The following is a 25,404-nucleotide window of genomic DNA, read 5'->3' as shown; positions in this document are numbered from 1 at the left end:
TTTATGTCGATAGCTAAATCACATATTATCTAAATCATTTCGTTATCCTTATTGTTATGACTGACTATGTATCAACAAGATAGAGCCGCACTAATATTAATTCGGGGTTTACCCGGTGCTGGAAAATCAACCTTGGCCCAACATTTATCACTAGAGCTTGGGTGTCAGCACTTTGAAGCGGATATGTTTTTCATCGATGAGCAGGGAAGATATACGTTCGACGTCAATCAGCTATTGGATGCTCACGGCTGGTGTCAACGAGTGACACGAGATGCCCTGAGTCGCGGAGAGTGCGTGATTGTTTCGAACACTTTCGTTCAAAAATGGGAAATTGAACCGTACGTAAAAATGGCAAAACAGTGTGGTAAGAAGATTGAAATTATCGAGGTAAATGGCGGCTTTAACTCTATCCATGATGTGCCAGAGACAACGATCATGGCAATGGAGCGGAAGTGGTATTCCATCCCAAAGCGTTGGAAACATTTCGTCAAACACACTTTCTATACTCATGAGCAAACCGATGTCAGAACAAAGTAACTTCATCATTCGATCCGCTCGCTTTGATGATTTAGAAGAACTCAATGAAATGATGTATGACCTACATGATGAACATCATCAAATCGCACCGGAACTATTTAAGCCAGCGGAGCATATAGAGAAGTCAATTGCTCACTACCTTGAGCATCCCGAGTGTTTGGTATATGTCGCTATGTGCGATGACCATGTTGTGGGTTTTGTGTCCGGCTACTTTGGCCAGTATCAATCTCCCGTAAGCCAACCTGTGTTAATGGGAAGCGCCGATGAGTTGTATGTCGATGTCCAACACAGAAAAGGGGGTATTGCCCAAGCCTTAATGAAGCGTATTGAGTGCGAGTTTCGTGACTATGGTGCTAAATTTATGTTTGTGGAAGTGTGGGACAAAAATCAGGCTGCGGTAAGCTTTTATCGCCAATTTGGATTTGAAAACCATATCCATTGTTTGGTGAAACCATTGACCGAAAAAAATTAAGTCATTAATTAGAGGTGAATTTTGATTCGATTGCTATGGATAGCGTTGGTTTGTGCCGTTTTTCCGCCAACGGCTGCTCAAGCTCAGGAAGATAAGCTCCCTGCCGGTGTTCGAGGTTCGTTGTGTATTGTTCACGCTGACAACAAGCTTGTGATGGTTGAAGAGATTTTCAGTCGAAAACTCTCTCTTCCGGGTGGTACCATATCAAACGGAGAAGACCCACGGCTAACAGCTCAGCGGGAAACATGGGAAGAAGCTGGGCTGGTTGTTGAACCGGTAAGAAAACTTGGGTTTACCGATACTGCGGTTGTTTATGAGTGTGTGCCGCAATCTAAAGTGGTAGCTTTTACAAGCAGTGAAGCGCTAAAAGGGAAATCGATGCCAGCGTGGTTTGCTCCTCATTTTGGTATCGAGGTACGGTATGTCATGGCTGTGGAAACTCCGTTGGTTAACCCTGATGAGTACCGTTATCCAGAACAGTGGCCCGCCATTATTCAATGGGTTCATGAAACCCAATCTTATCCTATCGAATATGTTGATAACCTTATTGATCACAGCAACTCATGGCAAAGGGTTGAGTTTCTTATACTAAGCGCCTTACAAACACTGAGTGAGAAGTATACGTTACTCAAAGCATTCTTGGGTGGAATAGTGGTACTGAGTAACCTTATTTTGTCACCCGTAGCTCTAGGTTTCAGCTTGATTATCGCGGGTTGGAAAGGTGGGGTGCAACTCACTCAAAAGCTGTTGTTCATACAACTCATTACTGTTTTGATGGCGGTGGTGGCAAAGTTTGGCTTTGCTTTGCCAGCCCCTGGTCAATTTCTTGGCCTAATATCTGAGCAAAACATTGGCTTGAGTTTCCCTTCGGTTCGGGCAGCATTACTCTTCGCTACCGCGACATTCTTGCTCTATTTGGTCTCTGTTAATCGAGTCACTCTTTACCTAAGCATGGCTGCAATGACATTAGCCTGTCTTGGTATGTTCTTACAATATCAAGTCTTCATTACTGATATTGTGTTTGGTGCTCTTTTGGGTAGCTTAATTACAAGACACTTCTTTAAATTAGCGGTACAGCAAAACACTCAGCTTGCGAAAATAACACAAACCAAAACGGCATGGTGTGTGTTAACTCTGTGCGCATCGGTCTTTGCTTCTAAGTGGTATGCGACGTCACTGCTGCAGGTAGCAGCGGTATCGGCGATGGTATTACTGCTTATGTTGGTATTTCGCAATCGCCCATTAGCAAAGGCGAAGATCAACCCTGTTTTGAGTCTATTTGCTATCGTTGTCGGTTACTTCTTATCAGAATACCTCCACCAACGTGTGTCATCACATGCTTTGCTGGCATTAATGGTTGAAATTGCCTTCATGCCGTTAATTTTGACATTAATCTATATTCCATCGCTTATTGCCTTGAAAGTAAAAAATAGATCGGCTTAACAGGCCCTGGTGAGTTGACCTTATATCCTCGCTCCTTTATCTTTCAGGGCATTATTTCAGTATGAATGGAGTGAGCCTTGTACAAGCTCAACGAAATCTTCGAAACGATTCAGGGGGAAGGCAGCTTTACCGGTGTGCCTTCTGTCTTTATTCGACTGCAAGAGTGTCCTGTTGGGTGTGCTTGGTGTGACACTAAGCAGACTTGGTTGGCAGAACCGCAACACGAAACAAACTTTGGCGAAATCATCGCAAAGCAGCAGGACTCAGAAACGTGGTGTAAGGCCAGCGCGGAAGAGTTGGTCGCTATCTATCGCCAGCAGGGCTTTAATGCAAAGCACATTGTGATCACTGGCGGTGAACCTTGTATCTATGATCTTGTTCCACTGGCATCAGCTTTTGAAGCGATGGGTTGTCAATGCCAGATTGAGACGAGCGGAACTAGTGAGATCCGAACCACAGATGCCACCTACGTGACAGTGTCACCCAAGATCGCTATGAAGGGCAAGCTGCCCGTCCTAGAGTCTGCTCTGCGTCGTGCCAACGAGATCAAACACCCAGTTGGAACGAGCAAAGATATTGAACAGCTGGATGAGTTGATTAGTGATGTAGAGCTTCGTTCTGATGTGATCATCGCACTACAACCGATTAGTCAAAAAGCAAGAGCAACAGAGCTCTGTATTGATACGTGTATTGAAAGAAACTGGCGACTCTCCATTCAGACACACAAATACTTAAGCATTGCATAGGGGTAGGGAAATGAAAAAAGCCGTTGTCGTTTTTAGTGGTGGACAAGATTCTACGACTTGCTTAGTACAAGCCCTCAAACAGTATGATGAAGTACACGCGATTACGTTTGATTACGGTCAACGTCATAAGTTAGAAATTGAAGTGGCTCAAAAACTTGCGACTTCATTGGGTGTTAAAGCTCATAAGGTGATGGATGTAGGCCTGTTAAATGAGTTAGCAATCAGCTCACTCACACGCGATGACATTCCAGTGTCTCACGAGCTGCAAGAGAATGGCTTGCCAAACTCTTTTGTTCCTGGGCGCAATATCCTATTCCTTACGTTAGCGGGCATCTACGCCTATCAGATTGGCGCACAAGCGGTTATCACCGGTGTGTGTGAGACTGACTTTTCCGGCTACCCTGACTGCCGTGACGAGTTCGTCAAATCGATGAATGATGCGCTTGTTAAGGGTATGGACCGTCAACTGGAGATTGTTACTCCTTTAATGTGGCTTAATAAAGCAGAAACATGGGCTCTTGCTGATAAGTACGATGCATTGCAATTGGTTCGAGAGCAGACATTGACTTGTTACAACGGTGTCATTGGTGATGGTTGTGGTGATTGCCCGTCATGTCATTTACGTTCAGAGGGCTTACATAGCTACCTAGACAACAAATCGACAGTGATGGAAGAGTTAGACGCTAAGCTCTAACCCGTTTACTCCACACACCAAAGAAAAGAGTCGCTGAGTGCGACTCTTATTCGTTTAAAGAAGCAGTGACTTAATGGTCGTAATTACGCCTGACTCGGTATTACTGGGCGCGGTATATTTTGCGACTTGTTTCACTTTGTTGTGTGCGTTCTCCATTGCATAAGAATAATCGCAAACTTGCAGCATCTCGAGATCATTGAGGTAATCCCCAAATGCCATTGATTGCTCCCGACCAAAGTTCATGGTGTTGTGTAAGTGCGTGATGGCAGCCCCTTTTGACGCTTCGGCATTCATTACATCCAGCCAAATCTTTGCACTGACAACCACTTGGTGAGAGCTCGAGAATTTCTCAGACATCACTGGGTTTACCCACTCTTCCGTGCCGTCGAAATGACAAATAGCGACTTTGATAAAGTCGTCCTCGACGTCTAATAGGTCAGTCACATACTCACATTGGTGATAATACTTCTGTATCTCGTCTAGTGCCTTAGGTGCTTGCGTCTCAATGTAGGCGGAGCGTTTGCCGCAAAGAACAATGTATGCGCCTTTGATACTTCTCGCTGCATGAACGATATCGACAATTTCATGCTTAGGCATGGTGCAACTATAGAGTTCCTTATCTTGATACATCACAAGCGTACCATTCTCAGCGATATAAAGTATCTCGTCTTTGACTGGCGCAAAGGTGTCTTGCAGGCTGTGATATTGACGACCTGAAGCTGCAGAGAAGAGGATACCCTTTTGAGAAAGTTGCTGAATGATATTGAAGGTTTCAGGGTGAAGACGACCGTACTGGTCTAGGAGCGTGCCGTCCATATCTGACGCCACGAATCTAATATCAGGCTTTTGCATGTTATGCTCTAGAGTTGTTTTAGTCATCGAATTGACTGATTGTCGCTTGGTAGCATTTTAGTGTTTCATTGAAACTAAAGCTAAGAATATTGTTAATACCCTCTATTTTATCCTCATCGTAATGAGAGACGTAAAGGACTTGGCAGAGACTGTTCTTGACTAAGTACTGAACGGCATTCATAAAGAGTGTTCTACCAAGGTAGTCGAGGCCTTGATAGGGTTCGTCCAAAATCAGAAGCTTGGGTTGTTTGATGAGTGCTCGCGCTAACAAAACCAAGCGCTGTTGAGCATAATCAAGCTGCCTAAACGGTGTATTACTATGCTCACTTAAGTGGAGAATATCTAACCATTCATTTGCTGACTTGATTTGCTCTTTAGTCGGCTGTGAATAAAGCCCGATAGAATCATAATACCCAGATATCACGGCTTGTAACGTTGAGCAACTAACACGATATTGCAAATGCAAAGATGAAGATACCATGCCAATTTGCTGCTTAATTTCCCAAATAGTTTCTCCACTTCCACGTTGATAGCCAAAAATATGGATGTCGTTGCTGTAGCATTGCGGGTGGTCACCAAAAATTAGGCCAAGCAATGTGCTCTTTCCACAACCATTAGGGCCTTTGACTTGCCAATGCTGGTGTGTGTCGATTTGCCAATTTAATCCAGTGAAAATCGTTTTGTCTGAATAGGCAACATGGCCATCGACTATTTTGAATAGAGTGCTGTTTGAATCGGGCTTGTGACGATGCTTGGCAAGTGCCTGTTGAATTTGCTCGGTTTGACGCTGAGATTGATTGATCAAATTCTGGACGACGTCATTAGTCTGCCATTCATCAGCAGAGAATATGTCCTGTATCGTGTTATTACCAAACAGTGCTATTTTGTCGACCCAGTCTGGAATATCTTCAAAGCGAGAAAAGCAGCAAATGATGGGGATTGATGCATGTTGAGTGTGCAAATAATCCTTTAGACTGGCGCGATGTTCTTGATCTAGTCCGGCGAAGGGGTCGACTAAGATTAAGCCACTGGGCTGTGAAGCTAACGCTTTTGCTATTAGAACTCGTCTGCTTTCCCCTGTAGATAGAGCTCTAAATCCAACACCAGTTAATGATGTGAGGTCGAGTTCATTAATCAGTTGTTCATATCGGGTGGTATCAACACTACTTTCCATCACCAGGTGCTGGACGGTGCGCCCGTGGTCAACTCTATCAAGATAGTCGGTGTCATCATTAGCGATTTCCTCCTCAAGCAAGAGTTGCTGTTCGCGAAGAGAGACTTGTTTTATGTCTCGGGAACAGAACACATCGCCATCAACATCTAGGTCATGGTTTGCATCGGTAAGGACATCAATGAGAGAGGAGAGTGGGGAACTGTCACAGCAGAAAAGAGCCCAGCTTTCACTGTCGTTTACTTTCCATTGGTCAATGATGAGTGTTGCAGTATCAGATTTGATTTGGACGTTGTTGAGACAAATTTCCATACGTGACGTTCTCCATTGGTTTCTATTGTTATATCAGTATTTTGGAACCAATAGAAACAAAAAGCCCAGAGCATGATATCTCTGGGCTTCGAAAAAGTTCAGGTATTGACCTTACAGGTATTTTTTCGCCATATCTGCTGGCTCAACTTCTTTACCTTCTAGCTTGTCATTCCAGTTTGGACCAACGAGAACGCCATCTTCGTCAAGGGTAATTAGCCAATCTTCAACAAAGATATCCAGTGGAATTTCTAGAACTTCAAAATCGGCCCATTCTTCTACGTTATGAAGTTTTGCATCTGCTTCGTTAGACCAAAACGGCATCACCTCTGAGTTTTCAAATTCTGTTGAATCTACTGCAAGCCAACCATCTTCATTGCGTAAGCCCCAAACTTTTGCGGTCTCTTTTGTTTCGCTGATGAAAAGGTCTAGATTAGCTTCGATATTGTCAGTCAGTTTTGTCATTATGAAATTCTCAATAATAGTTAGAAGATGATTCTTCAATACGTGCGCACTATAGCACTTTTAATATCAAGCGAATACGCAAAGTGTACAATTACCCCAAACAAAAATGCTCCCGAAGGAGCATTAACTATAAAAAGTTCAATTAGCGTTTCCGTGGCAGGGTGGTGTAGATATCCCATTCCATATCCACTACATTTTCAAGCCCGACGACGGTAGCAACAACACGACGGTTTTGTGCATGACTGATCTCCTCATCACCCTCAGCGACGAGCTCAGACTCACCAAATCCAACGATTCTAATGCGATCGTCTGTGATACCGTATTTTTTCAGTGCAACTTTGGCGGAAGTCGCGCGACGCTTAGATAAATCTAAATTGTATTCGTCGCTACCCACTTTACTGGTATACCCTTTCAATTCGATTGAGGTTTGCGGGAAGTCTTTAAGGAACATCGCCATGTCGCGTATTTGATTCATAAACGGCGAACTTATCACGTCTGAATCGTTAGCAAACAAGATGTATATCTGCATTTGAGAGCGAGATGCAGACATGGTGCCGCAACCTTCATTGTTAATCTCAGCGCCAATGGGTGTGCCTGGGCACATATCACGGGCATTGATTACGCCATCTCTATCCTCATCGAGGAGATCAAAGGTCTGGTTAGCAACCGGCGTGTCAATATAGTCATACTCATCATCGGCATCTTTCTCAAAATACACGGCATCTGCCCAAGAAAGATTGGATATTAGAGCACCTAAAATGGCGACTGAAAGTAGGTTGGTCTTCATATTAGTACTCCATCTTCTCTTGCCACTCTTGAGGAGACTCTACGCGAAGCGAGTCTAGCAAAACACCTGTGGCGTTAAGGATCCGATATTTCGCATATTGCTCGCCGTACTTAGCATCAAGAAACTCTTTACGAGCCTCAAATAATTCGTTTTCCGTATTGAGAACATCAAGGAGTGTACGTTTGCCTATTTTGTATTGCTTTTCATAGGCAACAACAGTGGCGGAGGCTGAATCAACGTGATCCGCTAAGAAGAGCTTTTGTTGTTGGGTCAATTCTAAACCACTCCAAGCGAGTCGTAGACCTTCTTCGACTTGACGATAGGCGCTATCTCTTAAATCTTTTGCCTTGTTAAGTTGGTGTGCAAAATTGTCTTGGTTAGCAACATCGGAACCACCATTATAAAGGTTGTATCGCATTCGCAGCATTATCGATGCTTCATCATCGCTTCCTATGACACCATCCATGTCATCACGCCATGTTTGAGATGCTTCAATAGTAAAAGTGGGCAGGTTTACCCCTTTTGACTGTTTATACTGAAACTTGGCAGAGTCTACATCAGCGTGGCTAACTTGAATGACAGGGTGATCCTCAAATGCGATATCGATGGCATCCTGCAGCGTACGTGGAATAAAATTGTTATCTGCTCGGGGATAGATCAGTCCTTGTGGTGCCTGTCCAACAACTCTGGTGAACTCTGTGTGAACATCATACATGTTGTTTTGCGCAGCGAGCAGATTACCATGTGCCTTGGCGACACGTGCTTCTACTTGGGACAAATCAGCGGTAGAGCCAATACCGGAATCTACGCGTTTTTTAATGTCACTGTAGATCTTTTTATGGGTTCTCAGGTTACCCTCTGAAAGCGCTAAAAGCTCAAAGGCTTGAGTTGCGTCGAGATATATTCTAGCAACCTCCAAAGCGATATCTTCTGCATCAGCAAGCAATTGCAAGCGAACCGATTCAGCATCGGCGGCAGTGCGATCCATATCGTTGAGTGTGGCGTTACCATCCCACAGCAACTGTGTTAAAGATATTGAGACTTCATTACCGGTGTAATCCCCAAAATCCCATGCTTCTCTCTCTAAATCTTGAGTTCCGATCGCGGCGTCTAGGTCAATACTCGGTAGGTACTGACCTCCAGACGACTCTCGAAGGTAGCGTTTACTAATGAATTCGTTGTATTGGGCTTTGATGCTAGGATTCGTTTTTATCGTATGAGCTACCGCTTGCTCTAACGTTTGAGCATGAGTACTACTGGTGGCAAGTGCGATCATGCTTAGCGCTAATTTAGTATTCCACTTCACCTTGTATCTCCTTTGACACCTCTGAGGCGTAACCTTAAACAATCATCGTTTAAGCTAAGTATCGGATAATCATGATTTTTGTTATTTGTACCAACTACTTATTTAGGATAGTTGAAGAATGATCAATTTAAAGGTTAATGTAGTGAAAAATGACGATTTGTTAATGATTATCGTAATTGAGAAATGTGTGACTCTAAGCAGGCTAATAGGTGAACTTTAGTTCGATTGTGCTCTACACACTTTTGCTTGGCATCTTTAAAGCAATCTAACACAGACACTTAGCGACAATTAGCATTTGTACACTGTTGCTAATTTATGATTAAGTTACTGATATTTATATAGTTAGGAGCCTAGTCCTGAACGTTTTAAAAATGAAAGATGAGATCGGCTGATAATTTTTTAACGAATATTATTTAAAAAGTTGGCGAAAATCATAAGCTTGGCTTACACTTTCCCTAGTTTGGTCTCTAGGTCATTGAAAGATTGAACAAAAGTAAGGTGCTGCATACATGCAGCGATGAGTTAACACAGCTTTGAGGGAAGTTTTATGGCGCTCACTAAAGCCGATTTGGCAGAGAACCTGTTTGAGAAACTGGATTACAGCAAACGGGACGCCAAGGAAACGGTTGAAGTCTTTTTTGAAGAAATTCGCAAGGCTCTTGAGAATGGCGAACAGGTAAAGTTATCGGGTTTTGGTAATTTTGACCTACGCGACAAGAATGAACGTCCAGGACGAAATCCTAAAACTGGCGAAGACATTCCAATCTCAGCAAGACGTGTGGTTACGTTCCGTCCGGGACAAAAACTGAAATCTCGCGTCGAGAGTATAAAGGTTGATGGATAAGCCCCTCTCAAAATGAGAAAGCGACCCGAGTGGTCGCTTTTTTATTGCCTGGAGTGTGGAGCAGATTACCATTCAATTCGTCGATTATCTGAGGTAGCCACTCATTGGGTTTTTGACTTATCATAACCGGCAATCAACAAGCAGCACGGTAAGAGAATGAAAGATCCAGAGTTTTGGCACAGCAAGTGGGCCTCAAACAAAATAGGCTTCCATTTGGAAGATGTAAATCCATTACTGACAACCCATTGGCAAGCACTAAATCCACAGCGTGAAGATAAAGTTTTTGTCCCTTTGTGTGGAAAAAGCGAGGACCTCGTTTGGCTTGCGAGCAAACACGATGATGTCCAAGGGGTAGAGTTAAGTAACATCGCGGTACGCGCCTTTTTCTCAGAGCACTTTTACACTCCGATGGTCACCACACTGTCGGGGCAACATGAGCTGTACCAGTTTGATGAACTGTCTATTTATACAGGTGATATCTTTTCCGCCCCCATAGAACCTGTTGAACTCGTTTATGATCGAGCAGCACTTATCGCTCTGCCTATTGAGATGCGATCAGATTACGCAAAACGCATCGACTCTTTGCTAAAACCAGGTGGAAGAATTCTGTTGGTGACTCTGGAGTATGATCAAAGCGAGATGTCTGGACCACCGTTCAGTGTTTTAGAAAGGGAAATAGAATCGCTCTTCAAAGGCTATCAGATTGATCGCTTAGCGACAGATGTCGCTGACGAAAATCATCCTAAACGCGCCGGTAAAGGGCTAACGTACTTTTCCGAGACGGTTTTGTTGCTGACTAAACCCTCTTGCTAAGTCGATAGGCTGATTTCGAGTACGCGCAATACGAGTCTTTGACAGGTATTGCGCGTCTTAATTTCGAATTTACTCAAATTGTATAGTGAATCGCTCTATCATAACGACTTGATTTGTATCAATAAACCCTCTGATATAGTTTCAAAACAATCGTACACTATTTATAACATCTATGCGTAAGATACTGATTAGTCGGGCTAATAATGTTAAATGCTCGACTAATCGATTTTCTCGATAAACTTAATTCCACTATTTCATTGTTATAGTTCCCATATTTTCAATAGCTTACAACCAGATTGTTATTGGGGATATAAAATGAAGATCAAAACACTCGCAGGCGCCATCGGGATAGGTGTGGCCGCTTATCTAGGCACCGTCTATTTTGTTGGTCAAAGTGATCAAGTATTGGCAGAGCAGCAGTTGGAAGAGTTCGAGCATTTAGACAAGAGTTCGCTTGATTATCAAGCGATGCAGGTACTCACAGAAAAAGGCTGTGGTTACTGTCATACACCAAATAGTGACATGCCGTTCTACTCCCAGTTGCCAATTGCAAAACAGCTAATGCAAACCGACGTACGTGTTGCAATGCGTCATTTTGATATGCGTGTTTTACTTGACGACATTAAGCAGGATGACCCTGTTTCAGAAGTCGCTTTGGCTCGCTTAGAAAAAGTGCTTAATGATGATTCGATGCCGCCAGCGCTGTATCTGTCGATGCACTGGTCAGCCAGTATGAGTGATGATGATAAAACAGTACTGCGTGAATGGGTCAGCGAAAAACGCACTGAGCGTCACGCGAATTCACCCGTACCGGAAGAGCGCAAATCTAAAGTATTACAACCTATCTATACGCAGTTTGAAACCGATGCCGACAAAGTTGCACTTGGTAATGTTCTCTATCACGATGTAAGGCTATCAGGTGACAATTCTGTTTCATGTGCTTCGTGTCATGGTCTAGATACTGGTGGTGTCGATCGCATGGTGGGCTCTGTCGGGATTCACGGGCAAGTTGGTGGAATCAACGCGCCAACGGTTTTCAACGCTGTCTACAACAGAGTACAGTTTTGGGATGGACGCGCTGCTGACCTTCAAGAGCAGGCTGGTGGACCACCATTCAACCCAATCGAGATGGGGTCAAACGATTGGCAAGAGATCATTGATAAACTGAATGAAGATTCAGAAATCGTCGCGATGTTTAAACATGCTTACGATGGCGAAATGACGGGTGATACGATCACGCACGCAATTGCTCAGTTTGAGAAAACTCTCGTCACACCAAACAGCCGTTTTGACCAATATATGATGGGTGATGACGATGCGATGAGCGAGCATGAGAAACACGGTTTGGCGCTGTTTAAGAAATATGACTGTCAGACTTGTCACGCAGGTGAAGCACTTGGCGGTGAAACGTTTGAAACCATGGGCATGAAGGGCGACTACTTCGCATACCGAGGTACGGATGTAACGGAGGCAGATTTTGGGCGTTACAACTTTACCCAGAATGAAGAAGATATGCACAAGTTTAAGGTTCCAACGCTACGCAATATTGAACTAACAGAACCTTACTTCCATGATGGCTACGCAGATACTCTAGAAAAAGCCATTTTCTACATGGGTAAGTATCAAGTGGGTGTCGAAATGTCAGACAGTGAAGTTGAAGCCGTTAAGGCTTTCTTGATGACCTTAACGGGTGAGTACGAAGGCGTACCGCTTAGCTAACATTGGTATCAAGCGTTGAACTAAAAAAGGTCTAGCAATTTTGCTAGACCTTTTTACTTGGATAGGACGTGATGAAAAGTTAGTAAATGACTTTTACTTTTCCTGCTGCTTCAACAGCGTCTTGGATTGCTTGTTCAATACCAGAACGACGCGTGATAGCAACACCTAAACGGCGGCGGCCATTGATGTCTGGCTTACCAAATAGACGTAGCTGAGTTTGTGGAGCGCTCACTGCATCTGACAGGCCATCGAACTGAATGTCTTGTGATTGACCTTGGCCGAGAATAACGGCTGAAGCAGATGGGCCGTATTGCGTGATTTGTGCGACGGGTTGCTTTGTAAAGGCACGCACGTGGAGAGCAAACTCTGACATGTCTTGTGACATCAGCGTGACAAGGCCTGTGTCATGTGGGCGAGGGGAAACCTCGTTAAAGATGACAGTGTCACCTTTGATGAATAGCTCGACGCCAAAAATACCAAAGCCACCAAGGGCATTAACAATTTGCTCTGCGGCATGTTCCGCTGCTTTAAGTGCGGTATCTGACATGGCTTGAGGCTGCCAAGATTCACGGTAATCACCATCTTCTTGACGGTGACCGATTGGAGCACAGAAATGAACACCATCCACTGCACGTACTGTCAGTAGCGTAATTTCGTAATCAAAATCAATAAATCCTTCAACAATCACACGACCAGCACCAGTACGACCACCTTCTTGAGCATATTCCCAAGCGCGATCGACATCGTCTAGTGTCTTAATCACACTTTGGCCTTTGCCTGAAGAGCTCATCACTGGCTTACACACGCATGGAACGCCAACTTGATTCACAGCCGCTACAAAAGAGTCATAATCATCTGCAAACTGATATGGAGAAGTCGTCAGCCCAAGCTCTTCAGCAGCAAGGCGGCGAATACCTTCACGATTCATCGTCAGTTTCGTTGCTTTTGCGGTTGGAACAACATTGAGACCTTGTTCTTCCAGCTCGACAAGTTTGTCTGTTGCAATCGCTTCAATCTCTGGCACTACGTAATCTGGTTGCTCTTTTTTAATCAGAGCTTCTAGCGCATCACCGTCCAACATATCAATGGCATAACTTCGGTGAGCCACTTGCATTGCTGGAGCGTTCTCATAACGATCACAAGCAATCACTTCAAAACCAAGGCGTTGGCATTCGATAGCCACTTCTTTACCTAATTCACCAGAACCGAGTAGCAATACTTTTGTTGCACTCTTAGCCGTCGCAGTACCAAACATAGAAAATCCTCTTAGTGCTTTCGCGAACATGATTATTGGGTGCGGATGATACTGGATATTTGACTAAAAGCAAACGTTTGCGTGATGGTTGGTGCGCGTATCTGGAATTTTGTGCTTAATACGCTAAGTGTCTGACTATTCATTGATCTAACGCTAAGTAATGCTTTGTAACATTGAGTAAAAATACAACAGCTCAGTGTTTAGTTATTGAAACTGAACACTATTTGTTTATGGTACCGCTTAAATGGAATTAAAGACATTATGAAACTGTCGTTAAAGTTCGTTATTCCGCTAGTGATCCCGTTGGTCATCCTATTGCTACCAACGAGTGCTTTTCCTTTTGATGGACTAACGGTTATTCAACAACGCGTGATTGCGATCTTCTTTCTCGCTGCTCTATGTTGGGTCTTCGAGCCTATCCCGATTTACGCGACCTCAGTGGTTGTTATCGTACTTGAATTGCTACTTCTATCCGACAAAGGGATCTTGTGGTTTAGAAGCGGAGCGGGGCAACCTGAGTTTGGGGAAGTATTGTCCCATCAGGACTTAATGGCCACGTTTTCTAGCCCAATCATTATGCTATTCCTCGGTGGTTTCTTCTTGGCAATGGCAGCGACGAAATATCGTCTAGATGTAAACCTTGCACGTGTCATGCTCAAACCTTTTGGTAACCAACCTAAGTATGTGATGCTTGGTTTGATGCTCATTACTGGCATTTTCTCTATGTTTATGTCTAACACGGCGACGACCGCGATGATGCTCTCTATTTTAGCACCGGTTATCGCCGTATTTGGTCACGAAGACAAAGGACGAATTGCGCTGGCGCTCTGTATTCCGGTAGCAGCAAACATTGGTGGTATCGGCACACCGATAGGCACCCCCCCTAATGCGATCGCACTCAAATACTTAGTAGATGAGCACTCAATTACGTTTGGAGAGTGGATGGCATTTGGGATTCCTTTTGTGGTTGTGATGATGGCTATTGCTTGGGTTTTGATGTGCAAGTTGTATCCATCCGACCAAGCGACTGTTAACCTCGATATCAAGGGCAAGTTTCTTAAAACACCGAAGGCGATCACGGTTTACATAACCTTTGGCCTGACTATCTTATTGTGGTTAATGGGCTCTGCGCATGGAATGAACTCATATACTGTTGCGCTTATACCGGTCGCTGTATTTTCAATGACAGGCATCATTAACAAGGAAGATCTAAAAGGGATCTCTTGGGATGTGCTCTGGTTGGTGTCTGGTGGTATCGCACTTGGATTGGCGCTTGATAAAACGGGACTCGCCAAGTTGGTTGTTGGGAGTATTCCATTTGGGATGCTTTCTCCTTACGCTGTGCTCCTTGGAGCGGCAGCACTTTGTTTGTTAATGGCAAACTTTATGTCGCATACGGCAACGGCTAACTTGTTAATGCCAATCATGGCTGCGCTTGGTATGTCGATGGAGGGGCTCGTCCCGCTGGGTGGCATTATGACCTTGATTTTGGTTGTGACGTTTGCAGCTTCATTGGGTATGTCTTTGCCGATTAGTACTCCGCCAAATGCTTTGGCGCACGCAACAGGTTTTGTTAATACAAAGCAGATGGCACGTGTCGGAGTTATCTTAGGTGTGATCGGTGTTGCTTTAAGCTTTGTAATGGTGTGGATGCTAAACATCATTGGCTTTATTCAGTAGTTCATGGAGGATTAAGATGGAAGCATTGTATGTAATTTGTGTTGATGACCAACGTGAAGTGCTGAGCGCTGTGGTTGCAGACTTAGCCCCACTCAATGACTGGCTCAGAGTTGAGGATTGCGAATCTGCTGATGAAGCATTCGATTTGATGGAAGATCTCGATGCGGAGGGGCACTACGTTGCTGTTGTCGTATCTGACCATGTAATGCCAGATAAAACAGGTGTTGAGCTACTGAAGGAGATTCATACAGACAGTCGTTTTGTCGATACTAAAAAGGTATTGCTAACAGGACAAGCAACACACAGTGACACGATTCAAGCGATCAACGAGGCGGGCGTCGGCCACTATTTTGAAAAGCCTTGGGACGCGCAAAGATTGGTGGATACCGTAAGGGTTCTCGCGACCCATTATGTATTTGATCATAAGTTAGACCACCTACCCATGATTGAGTATTTAGACCCGCAGACGGTGTTCGAGAGAATGAAGGGCTAGTTGGTCAATGTTGTTCCCTTAATTGAAGGGCTTGGAATCAAATCCAAGCCCTTTATTTTTGCTCCAAGATTAAAATGTCATGAAATGACCTATCCGGTCGAGCCTGGTTTTCATACGCTGATAGAAAACAAAAACATGCGTCATTTAGAAAGCGTGTTGCAAAAATCTATTGGTACCACATGGAAGGCGAATACCTGATGGAATAGGGTTATGCGAGAACATCATGCAAAACTCATTAAATCAGTTCATTAAACCGAAGAAACGAAAAAGGCTCTCCGCTAAGCCAAACCCGCGTGAGTATGGAACGCCTTATGGAAGCGAAAGGGCTTCTGGAGGGAGACCCGACTCCAACGATGATGCGCCACCTCTACAAACATTTTTACGCGATCACGTTCGTTCGAGAAATCTAATTTAGAGATTGACTCTTAATAACAACAAAAAAGCGCAATGAGTTTTCACCTCGTTGCGCTTTTGTTGTTTCTTTAGTACTCAATGTTTCAGATTGAAGCGTATTCAACCGTAATTTCAGGGTTGATCGTTTCTAGCGTCGATTGAGTCTCAGGTAGATGACTGATTTTTCCACTTGATAGTTCCACAAGCGCTGCTGCTCTTATATCTGTTAGAGATAAACCAGCAATCAGCAACTGAACAATAGCTACTTGAAGTGGAGGGAGGCTAGGGTTAAACGCTGCGTTTTCAGCGTAAGCCCCCTTAAACACACGACCGTCTGCAACTTCGATTGCTACACCACTCAAGTTCTTGGTATATGGAGCATGGCTTCGGTTCAATGCGTCAACAGCAGCTTTCACCAAGCTATCGACATCTTCAAGTTGGTAGCCATGATCGACAGGTGTCATCAATCCTGATTGGATTCCCAAGTCAGAAGGGCCGAAAGACTCCGGTAAATACTCTTGTAGCGACATCGCATCGCGTTGCGGCAATTGAACTGTCAGAGTTTGTGCCGTGGATAGCTCATTCATGAACTGGCGACAGTGGCCGCAAGGGCTGTAGTTTATCGTAATGTCTGTTAGCCCAGATTCACCTTTCATCCACGCGTGGCTGATAGCAGACTGCTCAGCATGGACTGTTTGAGCAAGCTGCGCACCGAGAATTTCCATATTTGCACCAAAGTACAGGTCACCCGAGTTGCCTTGTACAATCGCGCCCACAAAAAATTCGGAGATTGGTGCGTATGAATAGGCAGCAGCGAAAGGCAATAGTGCTACCTTTAACTCACTCTTTTCCATTTTGGTTTTTTGTAGCAGTTCATCGAACTGCACTGAAGTAATGGCTCCAGAAAACGAATCGCTACAAAATAGCGCTTCGAAGACATGACGTTGAGGCTCTGGAATTTGTGATAGAGCCTGTTCAAAACGAGTTGACATAATTCATCCTCGAAAACAATGATTGTTTTATTGTAGATAGTACATTCAAGATTACAGTGATCGTAATCACTCAAATGTGATTGCTCAAATTTCATTTGCATAAAATAAGTGATCGCGATCACGTAAAATGGCGGGCGTGAGTTACTGAGTTGTTAGCCAGATGACGGTGCTCATAATAATTGGTGCTGCGATGGACGTGACAACGCCACAGATCACCAGTGAAAGAGAACTGAAGGCGGCATCTTGAGTGTTTTTTTCAGCACTCGTTGCCGTGCCAAGTGCGTGAGAGACACACCCCATCGTTAAGCCCCGAGATATAGGGCTTTTGATATTGAATAGGCGATAGATAGGATAAGCAAGAATAGCACCCACAAGGCCTGCGATAAGCACCATAATGGCGGCAATAGCAGGGACTCCACCTAAGAAACTCGCTATTTCCATCGCGATAGGGGTCGTTACTGACTTACCCATTAAGCTAGCAAGTAATTCAAAGTCAACGTCTAACAGCAATGCGAATAAAACGGTAGATAACATACTCAGCACACTGCCAAGGGTGCAGCTAACAAGAATGAGCTTCCAGTTGCGACGTATCTGCGGCAACTGCTCGTACAGAGGATAGGCTAGGGCGACGACTGCGGGTTGTAGTAGCCAAGTCACCCATTGATTGTCGGCATAGTAGGTCTCATAAGAGACGTTTAGGGTAACTAATAATGGGATAAGAACGGCAAGGCTAACCAAAAGAGGGTTAAACAGTGGCGATCGAATAATCCCACAAACTTTGCGCACGATGATAAAGACCATGAGTGTAATGATGAACCACATCGTTTAGCTATCCCTGCTGACTAGTTTTTCTATACAGTAACTCATAATGATGAGCACGAGCACGGAGCCTGCGACAACACTCGCAATGATCGCCACAAGGTTGTCTAATAGCAAATCGAAATGCACCATTAGCCCAACACTGATTGGAACGAACAAAAATATCATATGGCGAATGAACAGGCTTGCGCCAGGCTGTACCCAATGCGCGGGAACCAACCCCGATGCGAGGCCAATAAAAAGCACCGCCATGCCTAAAATACTTCCAGGTATTGAGATACTCAAATAGGTTTGCATCGCGATACCTATCATGAGCGCGATCCCGATAATGGCAAACGCGCGCATATACTCAAAACCTGTTTTGGCAATAGACTTCAATGTCACAACGTGGCGCTCCTAGCTAACCAATTTAGAAACGTACTCATAGACCGACTTCAACACGCGCATTTTGTGTTCATCAGTCTCATGCTCATGCGCTAAGTTTTCTAAGTTGAGTGTGTAGTCGGGTAAGCGAGTCTCAAAGTAGTCGCGACAATGACTCATCCAACGTTGCTGTTCTGTTTCGGTGAGTGTCCATGGATAATGTCGAGCACGATAGCGGAATAGTAACGGCTTAATTCGCCCATCATCAAAAGAGATGTCTAAGCTGCCAAGCGCTTCAGGTGGTTGGCTAAGAATGATGTCCATAGCGGCACGATCTGCAGGGCTAAAGAAGCCATCGTAGAGCATCGCATCAACATCTTTATTCTCATCAGAATAGTCACGTTCTTGCTGATACAGCGACAACAGCTTTTCACGAATTTCTGGATGCTGTCTCAATAGTGCGAGGTTTGCAAGACACTGCTCGCGGTTAATTCCGATATTTGCCGCATTTTCGGCAGTCAGTGTTTTTGCTGGTGCGAGAATAGGGCATTTATTGAGGTGGATGAGCTTGATTGGAACGGGCAATTCGTCGTCAGCAAGTTCAGAACGTTTTGTATATAAACGCTCTCTTAAGCTGTCTGAGTCCATCTCAAGAACCGGAGATACATCCTGGGCTAAATCCACCACGATTACGGCGTTTTTATTGGTAGGGTGCCATGCCACCGGAACAATCCAACTGGTGTACTGACAATCACGTCCCAGCATGCCGCTAACGTGCATCAATGGTTTCATCTCAACGATATCAATAAGCTCATTGAGCTTACGCTTGTGACGATATTGCAAGAAAAAGTCGAATAACTTGGGTTGCGCCGTTTTTATTTTTTTCGCCATCTCAATCGTCGCAATCACATCAGCCATCGCATCGTGGGCGTTGCTATGTTCGATGCCATTGGCAACTGAAAGATGTTCAAGTTTAAAGCTTGGGTAGCCTTCGTCATTTTCAGGCCAATTGATTCCGTCAGGACGAAGGGCATGACAAGCTCGCATCACATCAAGCAAGTCCCAACGAGAATTACCGTTTTGCCAACTCCATGCGTATGGGTCTAGAAAGTTACGGTAACAGGTATGACGTGTCACTTCGTCATCGAAACGAATACTGTTGTAGCCTAAGCTTGTTGTGTTCGGTTTAGACAATTCTTCATGAATACGGCGGATGAACTCAGGCTCTGGAAGTCCCTCAGCATTTGCCTTTTGCGGTGTGATGCCTGTGATCAGCGCAGCTTCAGGAGAGGGCAGATAGTCGGATGGCAACTGACAATAGATAACCAGTGGCTCACCGATGATGTTAAAGTTTTCATCGGTACGGACACCGGCAAATTGACTCGGTCTGTCAAGAGCAGGGCTAGTGCCCCAAGTTTCGTAGTCGAAGAAGAAAAAAGTCGGTTGGTTATCTGCGGGCATAGTGTCTTCCAGTGCTCGAAATTTATTATTTCAAGGGCTTATATCTGATGGAAGTATCCGACACTTTCCATTACTCAAGCAAGTGATATTCAAAAAAGATTTGGTTTTCAATAAACATCACTTACGCCTCAGCACATCGGCTGTCTAAGATTTACTCAATTGAAATGTAAATGGGTGATATCGGGTCTAATTAACCATAGTCACTTTTAAAGAGTCGCACGATGAATTTAGCTGTCAATCTTATGCTGACGCTATTGTTGTTCGTTTCTTCAACAGCATTTGCGTACACACCGAATGGTTTTGAACTTTCAAATCTCACTATCTCCCAGTCTGAAATATTACCTGGAGGCCCTGGAAGGGACGGCATACCAGCCATATTAGAACCCAAGTTTGTTGACGGAACACAAGCCCATTTCATGCAAGATACTGATGTCGTTCTTGGAATCGAGTTCAGTGGGATGACAAAAGCATACCCCATCAAAATACTGAATTGGCATGAAATTGTGAATGATGAGATTGAGGGCCAACAGTTTATGATTTCATATTGTCCACTTTGTGGCTCAGGCATGGGTTTTCTAGCCGGGTTTGGAGAGCAGAAGAAAACATTTGGTGTTTCAGGCTTACTCTACAACTCTGATGTTCTTATGTATGACCATCAAACCGAGTCACTTTGGTCTCAAATTCGTGGATCGGCCGTGAGTGGCCCCTTATCTGGCCAAAACCTAATTCAGTATCCATTAAAATTGACACGTTGGTCCCAGTGGATTGAAGACCACCCTAATACTAAGGTGCTGTCGACAGATACTGGCTTTCTAAGGGATTATTCTCATGATCCCTATGCCGGTTATAGTGATAAGCCACATTTGTATTTTCCAATATCAGAAACAACCCCTATGTCTTATTCAATGAAAGAGACCGTATTGGGCTTGAAGGGAGAAAATAGGGCAATTGCTTTTCCATTTAAAGAGCTTCGCCTTAAAGGGGAATCCAACTTTAAGTATGTGTTTGAAGGCGTTACGCTCACGATTCACTGGGATGAAGAAAACCTGTCGGCGTGGGTGACAGACGAGCAGGGCACTTTAGTTTCCAGCACTTTACTCTATTGGTTTGCCTGGCATGTATTTCACCCAGAAACCGAAGTGTACCGACCTTGATGTGGTCTACGAGTCGTAAATCAGAAACTAAAGCAAGGCCATCATTTGAGGCTTTTACTTTAGTCTTCAAAACCTAGATACATATCTTCAGTCAAAGGAACTGGGACGTCATCTGGGTTCCACCCGGCACCAAGCACTTTATACAGAGTCACTGTATTGAGTTGGGCGCTAAGTTCCGTCGTGATTAAGGTTTGCTGCGCGCTATAGTAAGAGCGTTGTGAATCTAACACACTAAAGTAATCGTCTACCCCCTCATTAAATCGCAGTTCCGAGAGGCGAAAACTTTCCTCGTACGCATCGACGAGCATCTGCTGGCCCTGTATCTGGTCATCGAATGTTGCCTGATTACTGAGAGCGTCCGCTACTTCCTGAAAAGCAATTTGGATAGTTCGTTCATAGTTGTTAACCGCAATTTTTTGGTCAGTCGCAGCGATGTCGGAGTTTCGCTCTCTAGCACCCCAGTCAAAAATAGGTAGCGTAATGGTCGGTGTGAATATCCATGAGCGGCTATCTCCGGAAAAGAGATCGTCAAGGTCAGCACTCAACAAGCCACCATTGGTCGTAAGAGCAATCGTCGGAAAATAAGCAGCCCGAGCAGCCCCAATATTGGCATTCGCCGCTCTTAGAAGATATTCAGCCTGTAGAACATCCGGTCGATTGAGCAATACTTGAGAGGGAAGCCCAACGGAAACCTCCCCGAAACGAGTTCCTTGGTCGCTAGTCGGTAATAATTCATCGGGTATTGGGGTGCCAACAAGAATGTTTAGCGCGTTAATGTCGACATTGACTTGACTCGTAAACCTCGCAACATCGACTTTTGAAGTCGCTACCGTGCTTTTAGCCTGTGCTAAATCTAGCCCTGAGGCGACACCATTGTCGAAACTGGTTTGAGTCAATTTTAGAGAGTCTTGTTGGGATATCAGCGTTTCTTTCGCCAATTCGAGTAATCGGCGGTCTGACTCTAGCGTCAAGTAGGCCTGGATAACGTTACTGATTAAGGTAATTTGCGTATTGCGGCGCCCCTCAATCGTTGCCAGATAACTTTCAAGGGCTTGTTGTTCTAGACTGTAAACACGTCCCCAAAAATCGATTTCATAGCTGCTTAGACCGATATTAAGGTTTTGAGTCCGGGAAATGGAAGAGTCTGCACCAGTAAAATTCTCAGATAGACGCTGATTAGCACTTGATGCTTCTAAGCCAATGGATGGATAACGAGAGGCACGCTGTAGGCCGAGTTGAGCTTCGGCTTTAACGATATTAAGTAGCGCTTCTTTAAGATCCTTATTGTTCTCTAACGACAACTCGATCAACATCTTGAGCTCTTCATTGTTCACGAAGGAGCGCCAATTCGTTACGCTGCTCTCCTCATACCCTTGCTGGTTAACGGGCCAGTCATTTGTCACTGGCAACTCCGGTCTTGAGTATTCAGGTATGAAGTTGGTGCATCCTGCTAGAGTCATAGTTAGGGTCAGTGCTTTAAATCGTGCATTCATGAGGCAGACTCCTCTTGATGAACTTTTTCAGATGTCTGATTATGCTGAGACTTACCAGTAAACAGGCGTTCAACAACGACAAAGAACAGAGGAACGAATAACACGCCGAGAACAGTAGCCGTTATTACCCCGCCGACTACCCCTGTACCCACTGCGTTTTGCGCGCCAGACCCCGCACCAGAACTAATCGCTAATGGTACTACGCCCATCCCAAACGCTAATGAGGTCATCAATATCGGTCTTAGACGAATGCGCGCCGCTTTCAGAGCTGCCTGCATTAGATCCTCACCCGCTTCATAATAACTTTTGGCAAATTCGACTATCATAATGGCATTTTTCGAGCCTAAACCAATTGTGGTTAAGAGTCCGACTTGAAAATACACATCATTCTCTAGTCCAAATAGCTCAGTGGCACTGACAGCACCCAATATTCCAAGGGGGATAATTAAAATGACAGAAAGTGGAACTGCCCAGTCTTCATACAGTGCAGCAAGACATAAAAACACAATCAATATCGACAGTGCGTATAAAAGGGGCGCTTGTCCCCCGGACACTCGCTCTTGATAGGACATCCCCGTCCATTCAATGCCCACACCTTGGGGCAGACCACTAACAATACGTTCAATCTCTGCCATTGCATCACCAGTACTCACGCCTGCAACGGGCTCACCCACAATTTCAACCGCCGAGACGCCGTTATAACGTTCTAAACGTGGCGAACCATATTGCCATTCACCTTCGGTAAACACACGCATTGCGACCATTTCGCCTGCACCGTTTCTAACTTTCCACTCCATGATATCTTCAGGTGTCATACGATAGGGGGTCAAAGCTTGTGCATAGACTTTTTTAATTCGACCTCTGTCGACAAAATCATTGATATAGCTACTACCGAACGCAGTGCCAATAGTGGCATTGATATCACCAATAGCGACTCCCAATGCCCTCGCTTTTAGTTGGTCTATTTCAAGATGATAAAGCGGGGTATCACTCAAGCCATTTGGACGTACGGCGGTGAGTAATGGGCTCTGGTTTGAGGTGCCGAGAAGTTGGCCTTGAATCGCCATCAATTGCTCATGCCCGAGTCCGGCTCGGTCTTGCAAAAAGAAATTGAAACCGGTGGCATTACCCAACTCCATGATTGCGGGTGGAGCGAAAGCGAAAACTGCCGCTTCAGTGATTTGCTGAAAAGAGCCCATTGCACGCCCAATGATGGCTTTAACATGTGATTCGGCAGTTTGTCGTTGATCCCAGTCTTTGAGGTTTATGAACATCATACCGGTATTCGCGCCAGAGCCAGCAAAACTGAATCCAGCAACAGCAAATACTGACTCGACGTTATCTTTCTCGTTAACTAAGAAAAAGTCCTCTACTTTGTCGAGTACAGCCAGTGTCTGTTCTTGTGTAGCGCCGCTGGGTAACTGAACCATTGCCATCATCGAACCCTGGTCTTCGTCAGGTAGGAAGCCGGTTGGTAGACGGACAAACAGAATACCGACAATGCCTATAATTGCTGCATAAATCAGCATAAAACGTACTGCTCGATGTGAAATGAACTCAACCATGCCGACGTAGCGGTCCGTTAATTTGTGGAAGTTTCGATTAAACCAGCCAGCAAAGCCTTTATTTTTGGATTCCTCATTATGGCTTAGAAGTGCAATACAGAGTGTGGGGGTTAGAATAATCGCAACCAGAACAGAGAGAGCAACCGCGGTTACAATCGTTATCGAGAATTGGCGGTAAATTGCACCAACTGAGCCGGAAAAAAACGCCATTGGAATAAACACCGCACAAAGCACCATACCAATACCAATCAGAGCGCTGGTTATCTCTTCCATGGATTTAATGGTTGCCGCTCTTGCATCAAGATGTTCCTCCTCCATAATCCGTTCAACGTTTTCAACGACAACAATGGCGTCGTCAACCAATAGGCCGATAGCGAGCACCATGGCAAACATGGTGAGTGTGTTAATCGAGTAACCGAGGGAAAGGAGAACCCCAAATGTGCCGAGAATAACGATTGGCACCGCGATAGTGGGGATAAACGTTGCGCGTAAGTTTTGTAAAAACAGCAGCATCACGAGAAAGACGAGAACGACCGCTTCAATCAGAGTGTGAACGACGCCTTCAATTGAAATTTCAATAAAAGGGGTGGTGTCATAAGGGTAGGTGACTTGGAGCCCTGGTGGAAAAAAGGGCTCTAGTTCGGCAATTTTGGAGCGAACGGCTTCTGCTGTATCCAGCGCGTTCTTCCCAGTAGCAAGACTCACAGACATACCAGCGGCGGCGAGTTTATTGTATGCCGAAACAGAACTGTATGTAGATGCACCAAGTTCAACGCTCGCGACGTCTTCAAGGAGTACTTGTGAGCCGTCCGCATCGACTTTAAGCAAAATTTGTCGAAACTGGTCGACAGTTTGCAGCCTAGATTGAGCAGTGATGGTTGCGGTCAACTGGGCCCCGAGATTCGCAGGCGGCGCCCCCATCTGACCAGCCGAAACTTGAGCATTTTGCTCCTGAACTGCAGCGATAACGTCCGAGGGCATTAACTTATAACTTTCAAGTTTGTACGGGTCGAGCCAAATTCTCATCGCATATTCAGCGCCAAAAAGTTGGGTTTGACCAACCCCATCGACACGGCTAAGAGGATCGAGAATATTACTCGAAATGTAATCCCCTAAATCGACATCTGTCATGCTGCCATCTTCTGAAACGAAAGCAATAACCATCAAAAATGAGCTACTTGCTTTTTCTACATTCACACCTTGTGCCTGGACTTCTGTTGGCAATAGTGGTGTGGCCGCTTGCAGTTTGTTTTGAACTTGGACTTGAGCGATGTCTGGGTCAGTGTCTGCCGAAAAAGTGAGCGTAATAGAAATATTACCGAATGAGTCGGAAGTAGATTTAAAATAGAGCAAATTGTCCAGGCCAGTCATCTGCTGCTCGATGACTTGTGTGACGGAGTCTTCGGCAGTTTTCGCGGAGGCGCCCGGATAATAAGCGGTGATTTGGATAGCGGGTGGAGCAATAGTCGGGTACTGTGCGACGGGTAGGTTAAGCAGAGCCAATAAACCCGCGAGCATAACCAAAATGGCTAACACCCACGCAAAAACCGGACGGTTGATAAAAAATAGCGCCATAGT

The 25,404-nt window shown here is 44.8% G+C and carries 23 protein-coding genes; 11 read left to right on the top strand and 12 right to left on the bottom strand.

Annotation, left to right across the window (positions count from 1 at the left end; all coding sequences use genetic code 11):
* The first annotated feature begins 66 nt into the window (after positions 1-66).
* From GT360_RS07675 to queC, 5 genes are all read left to right on the top strand, one after another.
* Positions 67-537 carry an ATP-binding protein gene (locus GT360_RS07675; RefSeq protein ID WP_164648299.1) on the top strand — a complete coding sequence of 157 codons (471 nt, stop codon included), beginning with the start codon at positions 67-69 and terminating at the stop codon, positions 535-537.
* The gene (locus GT360_RS07670; protein WP_164648298.1) at positions 521-1,009 is read left to right on the top strand and encodes a GNAT family N-acetyltransferase; all 489 of its coding nucleotides are present in this window, start codon (positions 521-523) and stop codon (positions 1,007-1,009) included. Before GT360_RS07675 ends, GT360_RS07670 begins: the two co-directional genes overlap by 17 nt.
* Positions 1,010-1,030: 21 nt before the next feature.
* A complete protein-coding gene (locus GT360_RS07665; protein WP_164648297.1) occupies positions 1,031-2,452 on the top strand; it encodes a bifunctional NUDIX hydrolase/phosphatase PAP2 family protein in 1,422 nt (473 codons plus the stop codon).
* A gap of 77 nt (positions 2,453-2,529) precedes the next feature.
* A complete protein-coding gene (gene queE, locus GT360_RS07660; protein WP_164648296.1) occupies positions 2,530-3,198 on the top strand; it encodes a 7-carboxy-7-deazaguanine synthase QueE in 669 nt (222 codons plus the stop codon).
* Between the two features lie 10 nt (positions 3,199-3,208).
* Complete coding sequence (gene queC, locus GT360_RS07655; protein ID WP_164648295.1) at positions 3,209-3,892, top strand: 7-cyano-7-deazaguanine synthase QueC; 684 nt, start codon at positions 3,209-3,211, stop codon at positions 3,890-3,892.
* 54 nt (positions 3,893-3,946) lie between these two features.
* Here the strand turns inward: queC and GT360_RS07650 are convergent, their stop codons facing one another.
* From GT360_RS07650 to GT360_RS07630, 5 genes are all read right to left on the bottom strand, one after another.
* Positions 3,947-4,744: a Cof-type HAD-IIB family hydrolase gene (locus tag GT360_RS07650; protein WP_164649617.1), complete on the bottom strand. Its 798-nt coding sequence runs from the start codon at positions 4,742-4,744 to the stop codon at positions 3,947-3,949.
* Between the two features lie 19 nt (positions 4,745-4,763).
* Entirely contained in the window at positions 4,764-6,227 is a 1,464-nt protein-coding gene (locus GT360_RS07645) for an ATP-binding cassette domain-containing protein (RefSeq protein WP_164648294.1), read from the bottom strand.
* A 111-nt stretch (positions 6,228-6,338) separates the two neighbouring features.
* Positions 6,339-6,689: a DUF2750 domain-containing protein gene (locus tag GT360_RS07640; protein WP_164648293.1), complete on the bottom strand. Its 351-nt coding sequence runs from the start codon at positions 6,687-6,689 to the stop codon at positions 6,339-6,341.
* A 142-nt stretch (positions 6,690-6,831) separates the two neighbouring features.
* Positions 6,832-7,476: an OmpA family protein gene (locus tag GT360_RS07635; RefSeq protein WP_164648292.1), complete on the bottom strand. Its 645-nt coding sequence runs from the start codon at positions 7,474-7,476 to the stop codon at positions 6,832-6,834.
* 1 nt (position 7,477) lies between these two features.
* A complete protein-coding gene (locus tag GT360_RS07630) occupies positions 7,478-8,782 on the bottom strand; it encodes a TolC family outer membrane protein (RefSeq protein WP_476718527.1) in 1,305 nt (434 codons plus the stop codon).
* 547 nt (positions 8,783-9,329) lie between these two features.
* Between GT360_RS07630 and ihfA the strand changes: the two genes are divergently transcribed.
* The 3 genes from ihfA to GT360_RS07615 all read left to right on the top strand — a co-directional run bounded on the left by ihfA (position 9,330) and on the right by GT360_RS07615 (position 12,158).
* Positions 9,330-9,626 (top strand): integration host factor subunit alpha, encoded by a 297-nt coding sequence (ihfA, locus tag GT360_RS07625; protein WP_164648291.1) that lies wholly within the window; start codon positions 9,330-9,332, stop codon positions 9,624-9,626.
* A 156-nt stretch (positions 9,627-9,782) separates the two neighbouring features.
* On the top strand, positions 9,783-10,439 hold the full coding sequence (locus GT360_RS07620) for a thiopurine S-methyltransferase (RefSeq protein WP_164648290.1): 657 nt from the start codon (positions 9,783-9,785) through the stop codon (positions 10,437-10,439).
* Between the two features lie 315 nt (positions 10,440-10,754).
* Positions 10,755-12,158, top strand: coding sequence for a cytochrome c peroxidase (locus GT360_RS07615; protein ID WP_164648289.1), 1,404 nt, complete (start codon positions 10,755-10,757; stop codon positions 12,156-12,158).
* Between the two features lie 79 nt (positions 12,159-12,237).
* Here the strand turns inward: GT360_RS07615 and purT are convergent, their stop codons facing one another.
* Positions 12,238-13,413, bottom strand: coding sequence for a formate-dependent phosphoribosylglycinamide formyltransferase (gene purT, locus GT360_RS07610; protein WP_164648288.1), 1,176 nt, complete (start codon positions 13,411-13,413; stop codon positions 12,238-12,240).
* Between the two features lie 261 nt (positions 13,414-13,674).
* On the opposite strand from purT, the gene GT360_RS07605 reads away from it, so the two are divergent.
* Together GT360_RS07605 and GT360_RS07600 are read left to right on the top strand one after the other, a co-directional pair.
* Positions 13,675-15,093 (top strand): SLC13 family permease, encoded by a 1,419-nt coding sequence (locus GT360_RS07605; RefSeq protein WP_164648287.1) that lies wholly within the window; start codon positions 13,675-13,677, stop codon positions 15,091-15,093.
* A gap of 16 nt (positions 15,094-15,109) precedes the next feature.
* A complete protein-coding gene (locus GT360_RS07600; RefSeq protein WP_164648286.1) occupies positions 15,110-15,586 on the top strand; it encodes a response regulator in 477 nt (158 codons plus the stop codon).
* A 497-nt stretch (positions 15,587-16,083) separates the two neighbouring features.
* Here the strand turns inward: GT360_RS07600 and cdd are convergent, their stop codons facing one another.
* The 4 genes from cdd to sbcB all read right to left on the bottom strand — a co-directional run bounded on the left by cdd (position 16,084) and on the right by sbcB (position 19,614).
* Positions 16,084-16,971 (bottom strand): cytidine deaminase, encoded by an 888-nt coding sequence (cdd, locus tag GT360_RS07595; RefSeq protein ID WP_164648285.1) that lies wholly within the window; start codon positions 16,969-16,971, stop codon positions 16,084-16,086.
* Between the two features lie 141 nt (positions 16,972-17,112).
* A complete protein-coding gene (locus GT360_RS07590; RefSeq protein WP_164648284.1) occupies positions 17,113-17,793 on the bottom strand; it encodes an LrgB family protein in 681 nt (226 codons plus the stop codon).
* A 3-nt stretch (positions 17,794-17,796) separates the two neighbouring features.
* A complete protein-coding gene (locus GT360_RS07585) occupies positions 17,797-18,174 on the bottom strand; it encodes a CidA/LrgA family protein (protein WP_338062477.1) in 378 nt (125 codons plus the stop codon).
* A 12-nt stretch (positions 18,175-18,186) separates the two neighbouring features.
* Positions 18,187-19,614: an exodeoxyribonuclease I gene (sbcB, locus tag GT360_RS07580; RefSeq protein ID WP_164648283.1), complete on the bottom strand. Its 1,428-nt coding sequence runs from the start codon at positions 19,612-19,614 to the stop codon at positions 18,187-18,189.
* 221 nt (positions 19,615-19,835) lie between these two features.
* On the opposite strand from sbcB, the gene GT360_RS07575 reads away from it, so the two are divergent.
* Entirely contained in the window at positions 19,836-20,768 is a 933-nt protein-coding gene (locus tag GT360_RS07575) for a DUF3179 domain-containing protein (RefSeq protein ID WP_164648282.1), read from the top strand.
* A 59-nt stretch (positions 20,769-20,827) separates the two neighbouring features.
* On the opposite strand, the gene GT360_RS07570 is transcribed toward GT360_RS07575, so the two are convergent.
* Together GT360_RS07570 and GT360_RS07565 are read right to left on the bottom strand one after the other, a co-directional pair.
* Complete coding sequence (locus GT360_RS07570) at positions 20,828-22,261, bottom strand: efflux transporter outer membrane subunit (protein ID WP_164648281.1); 1,434 nt, start codon at positions 22,259-22,261, stop codon at positions 20,828-20,830.
* Positions 22,258-25,401, bottom strand: coding sequence for an efflux RND transporter permease subunit (locus GT360_RS07565; RefSeq protein ID WP_164648280.1), 3,144 nt, complete (start codon positions 25,399-25,401; stop codon positions 22,258-22,260). The genes GT360_RS07570 and GT360_RS07565 overlap by 4 nt, the downstream gene beginning before the upstream one ends.
* Positions 25,402-25,404: the final 3 nt, after the last annotated feature.

The organism is Vibrio astriarenae (assembly GCF_010587385.1).
Classification (GTDB): domain Bacteria; phylum Pseudomonadota; class Gammaproteobacteria; order Enterobacterales; family Vibrionaceae; genus Vibrio; species Vibrio astriarenae.
Note: the sequence above shows the minus strand (reverse complement) of the source record. Positions and strands in the feature narration are given on the sequence as shown.

Coding starts and splice junctions, on each gene's coding strand:
- GT360_RS07675 (WP_164648299.1), top strand. CDS start 67: ATGTATCAACAAGATAGAGCCGCACTAATATTAATTCGGGGTTTACCC.
- GT360_RS07670 (WP_164648298.1), top strand. CDS start 521: ATGTCAGAACAAAGTAACTTCATCATTCGATCCGCTCGCTTTGATGAT.
- queC (WP_164648295.1), top strand. CDS start 3,209: ATGAAAAAAGCCGTTGTCGTTTTTAGTGGTGGACAAGATTCTACGACT.
- GT360_RS07650 (WP_164649617.1), bottom strand. CDS start 4,744: ATGCAAAAGCCTGATATTAGATTCGTGGCGTCAGATATGGACGGCACG.
- GT360_RS07645 (WP_164648294.1), bottom strand. CDS start 6,227: ATGGAAATTTGTCTCAACAACGTCCAAATCAAATCTGATACTGCAACA.
- GT360_RS07640 (WP_164648293.1), bottom strand. CDS start 6,689: ATGACAAAACTGACTGACAATATCGAAGCTAATCTAGACCTTTTCATC.
- GT360_RS07635 (WP_164648292.1), bottom strand. CDS start 7,476: ATGAAGACCAACCTACTTTCAGTCGCCATTTTAGGTGCTCTAATATCC.
- ihfA (WP_164648291.1), top strand. CDS start 9,330: ATGGCGCTCACTAAAGCCGATTTGGCAGAGAACCTGTTTGAGAAACTG.
- GT360_RS07620 (WP_164648290.1), top strand. CDS start 9,783: ATGAAAGATCCAGAGTTTTGGCACAGCAAGTGGGCCTCAAACAAAATA.
- GT360_RS07615 (WP_164648289.1), top strand. CDS start 10,755: ATGAAGATCAAAACACTCGCAGGCGCCATCGGGATAGGTGTGGCCGCT.
- purT (WP_164648288.1), bottom strand. CDS start 13,413: ATGTTTGGTACTGCGACGGCTAAGAGTGCAACAAAAGTATTGCTACTC.
- GT360_RS07605 (WP_164648287.1), top strand. CDS start 13,675: ATGAAACTGTCGTTAAAGTTCGTTATTCCGCTAGTGATCCCGTTGGTC.
- GT360_RS07600 (WP_164648286.1), top strand. CDS start 15,110: ATGGAAGCATTGTATGTAATTTGTGTTGATGACCAACGTGAAGTGCTG.
- cdd (WP_164648285.1), bottom strand. CDS start 16,971: ATGTCAACTCGTTTTGAACAGGCTCTATCACAAATTCCAGAGCCTCAA.
- GT360_RS07590 (WP_164648284.1), bottom strand. CDS start 17,793: ATGTGGTTCATCATTACACTCATGGTCTTTATCATCGTGCGCAAAGTT.
- sbcB (WP_164648283.1), bottom strand. CDS start 19,614: ATGCCCGCAGATAACCAACCGACTTTTTTCTTCTTCGACTACGAAACT.
- GT360_RS07575 (WP_164648282.1), top strand. CDS start 19,836: ATGAATTTAGCTGTCAATCTTATGCTGACGCTATTGTTGTTCGTTTCT.
- GT360_RS07570 (WP_164648281.1), bottom strand. CDS start 22,261: ATGAATGCACGATTTAAAGCACTGACCCTAACTATGACTCTAGCAGGA.
- GT360_RS07565 (WP_164648280.1), bottom strand. CDS start 25,401: ATGGCGCTATTTTTTATCAACCGTCCGGTTTTTGCGTGGGTGTTAGCC.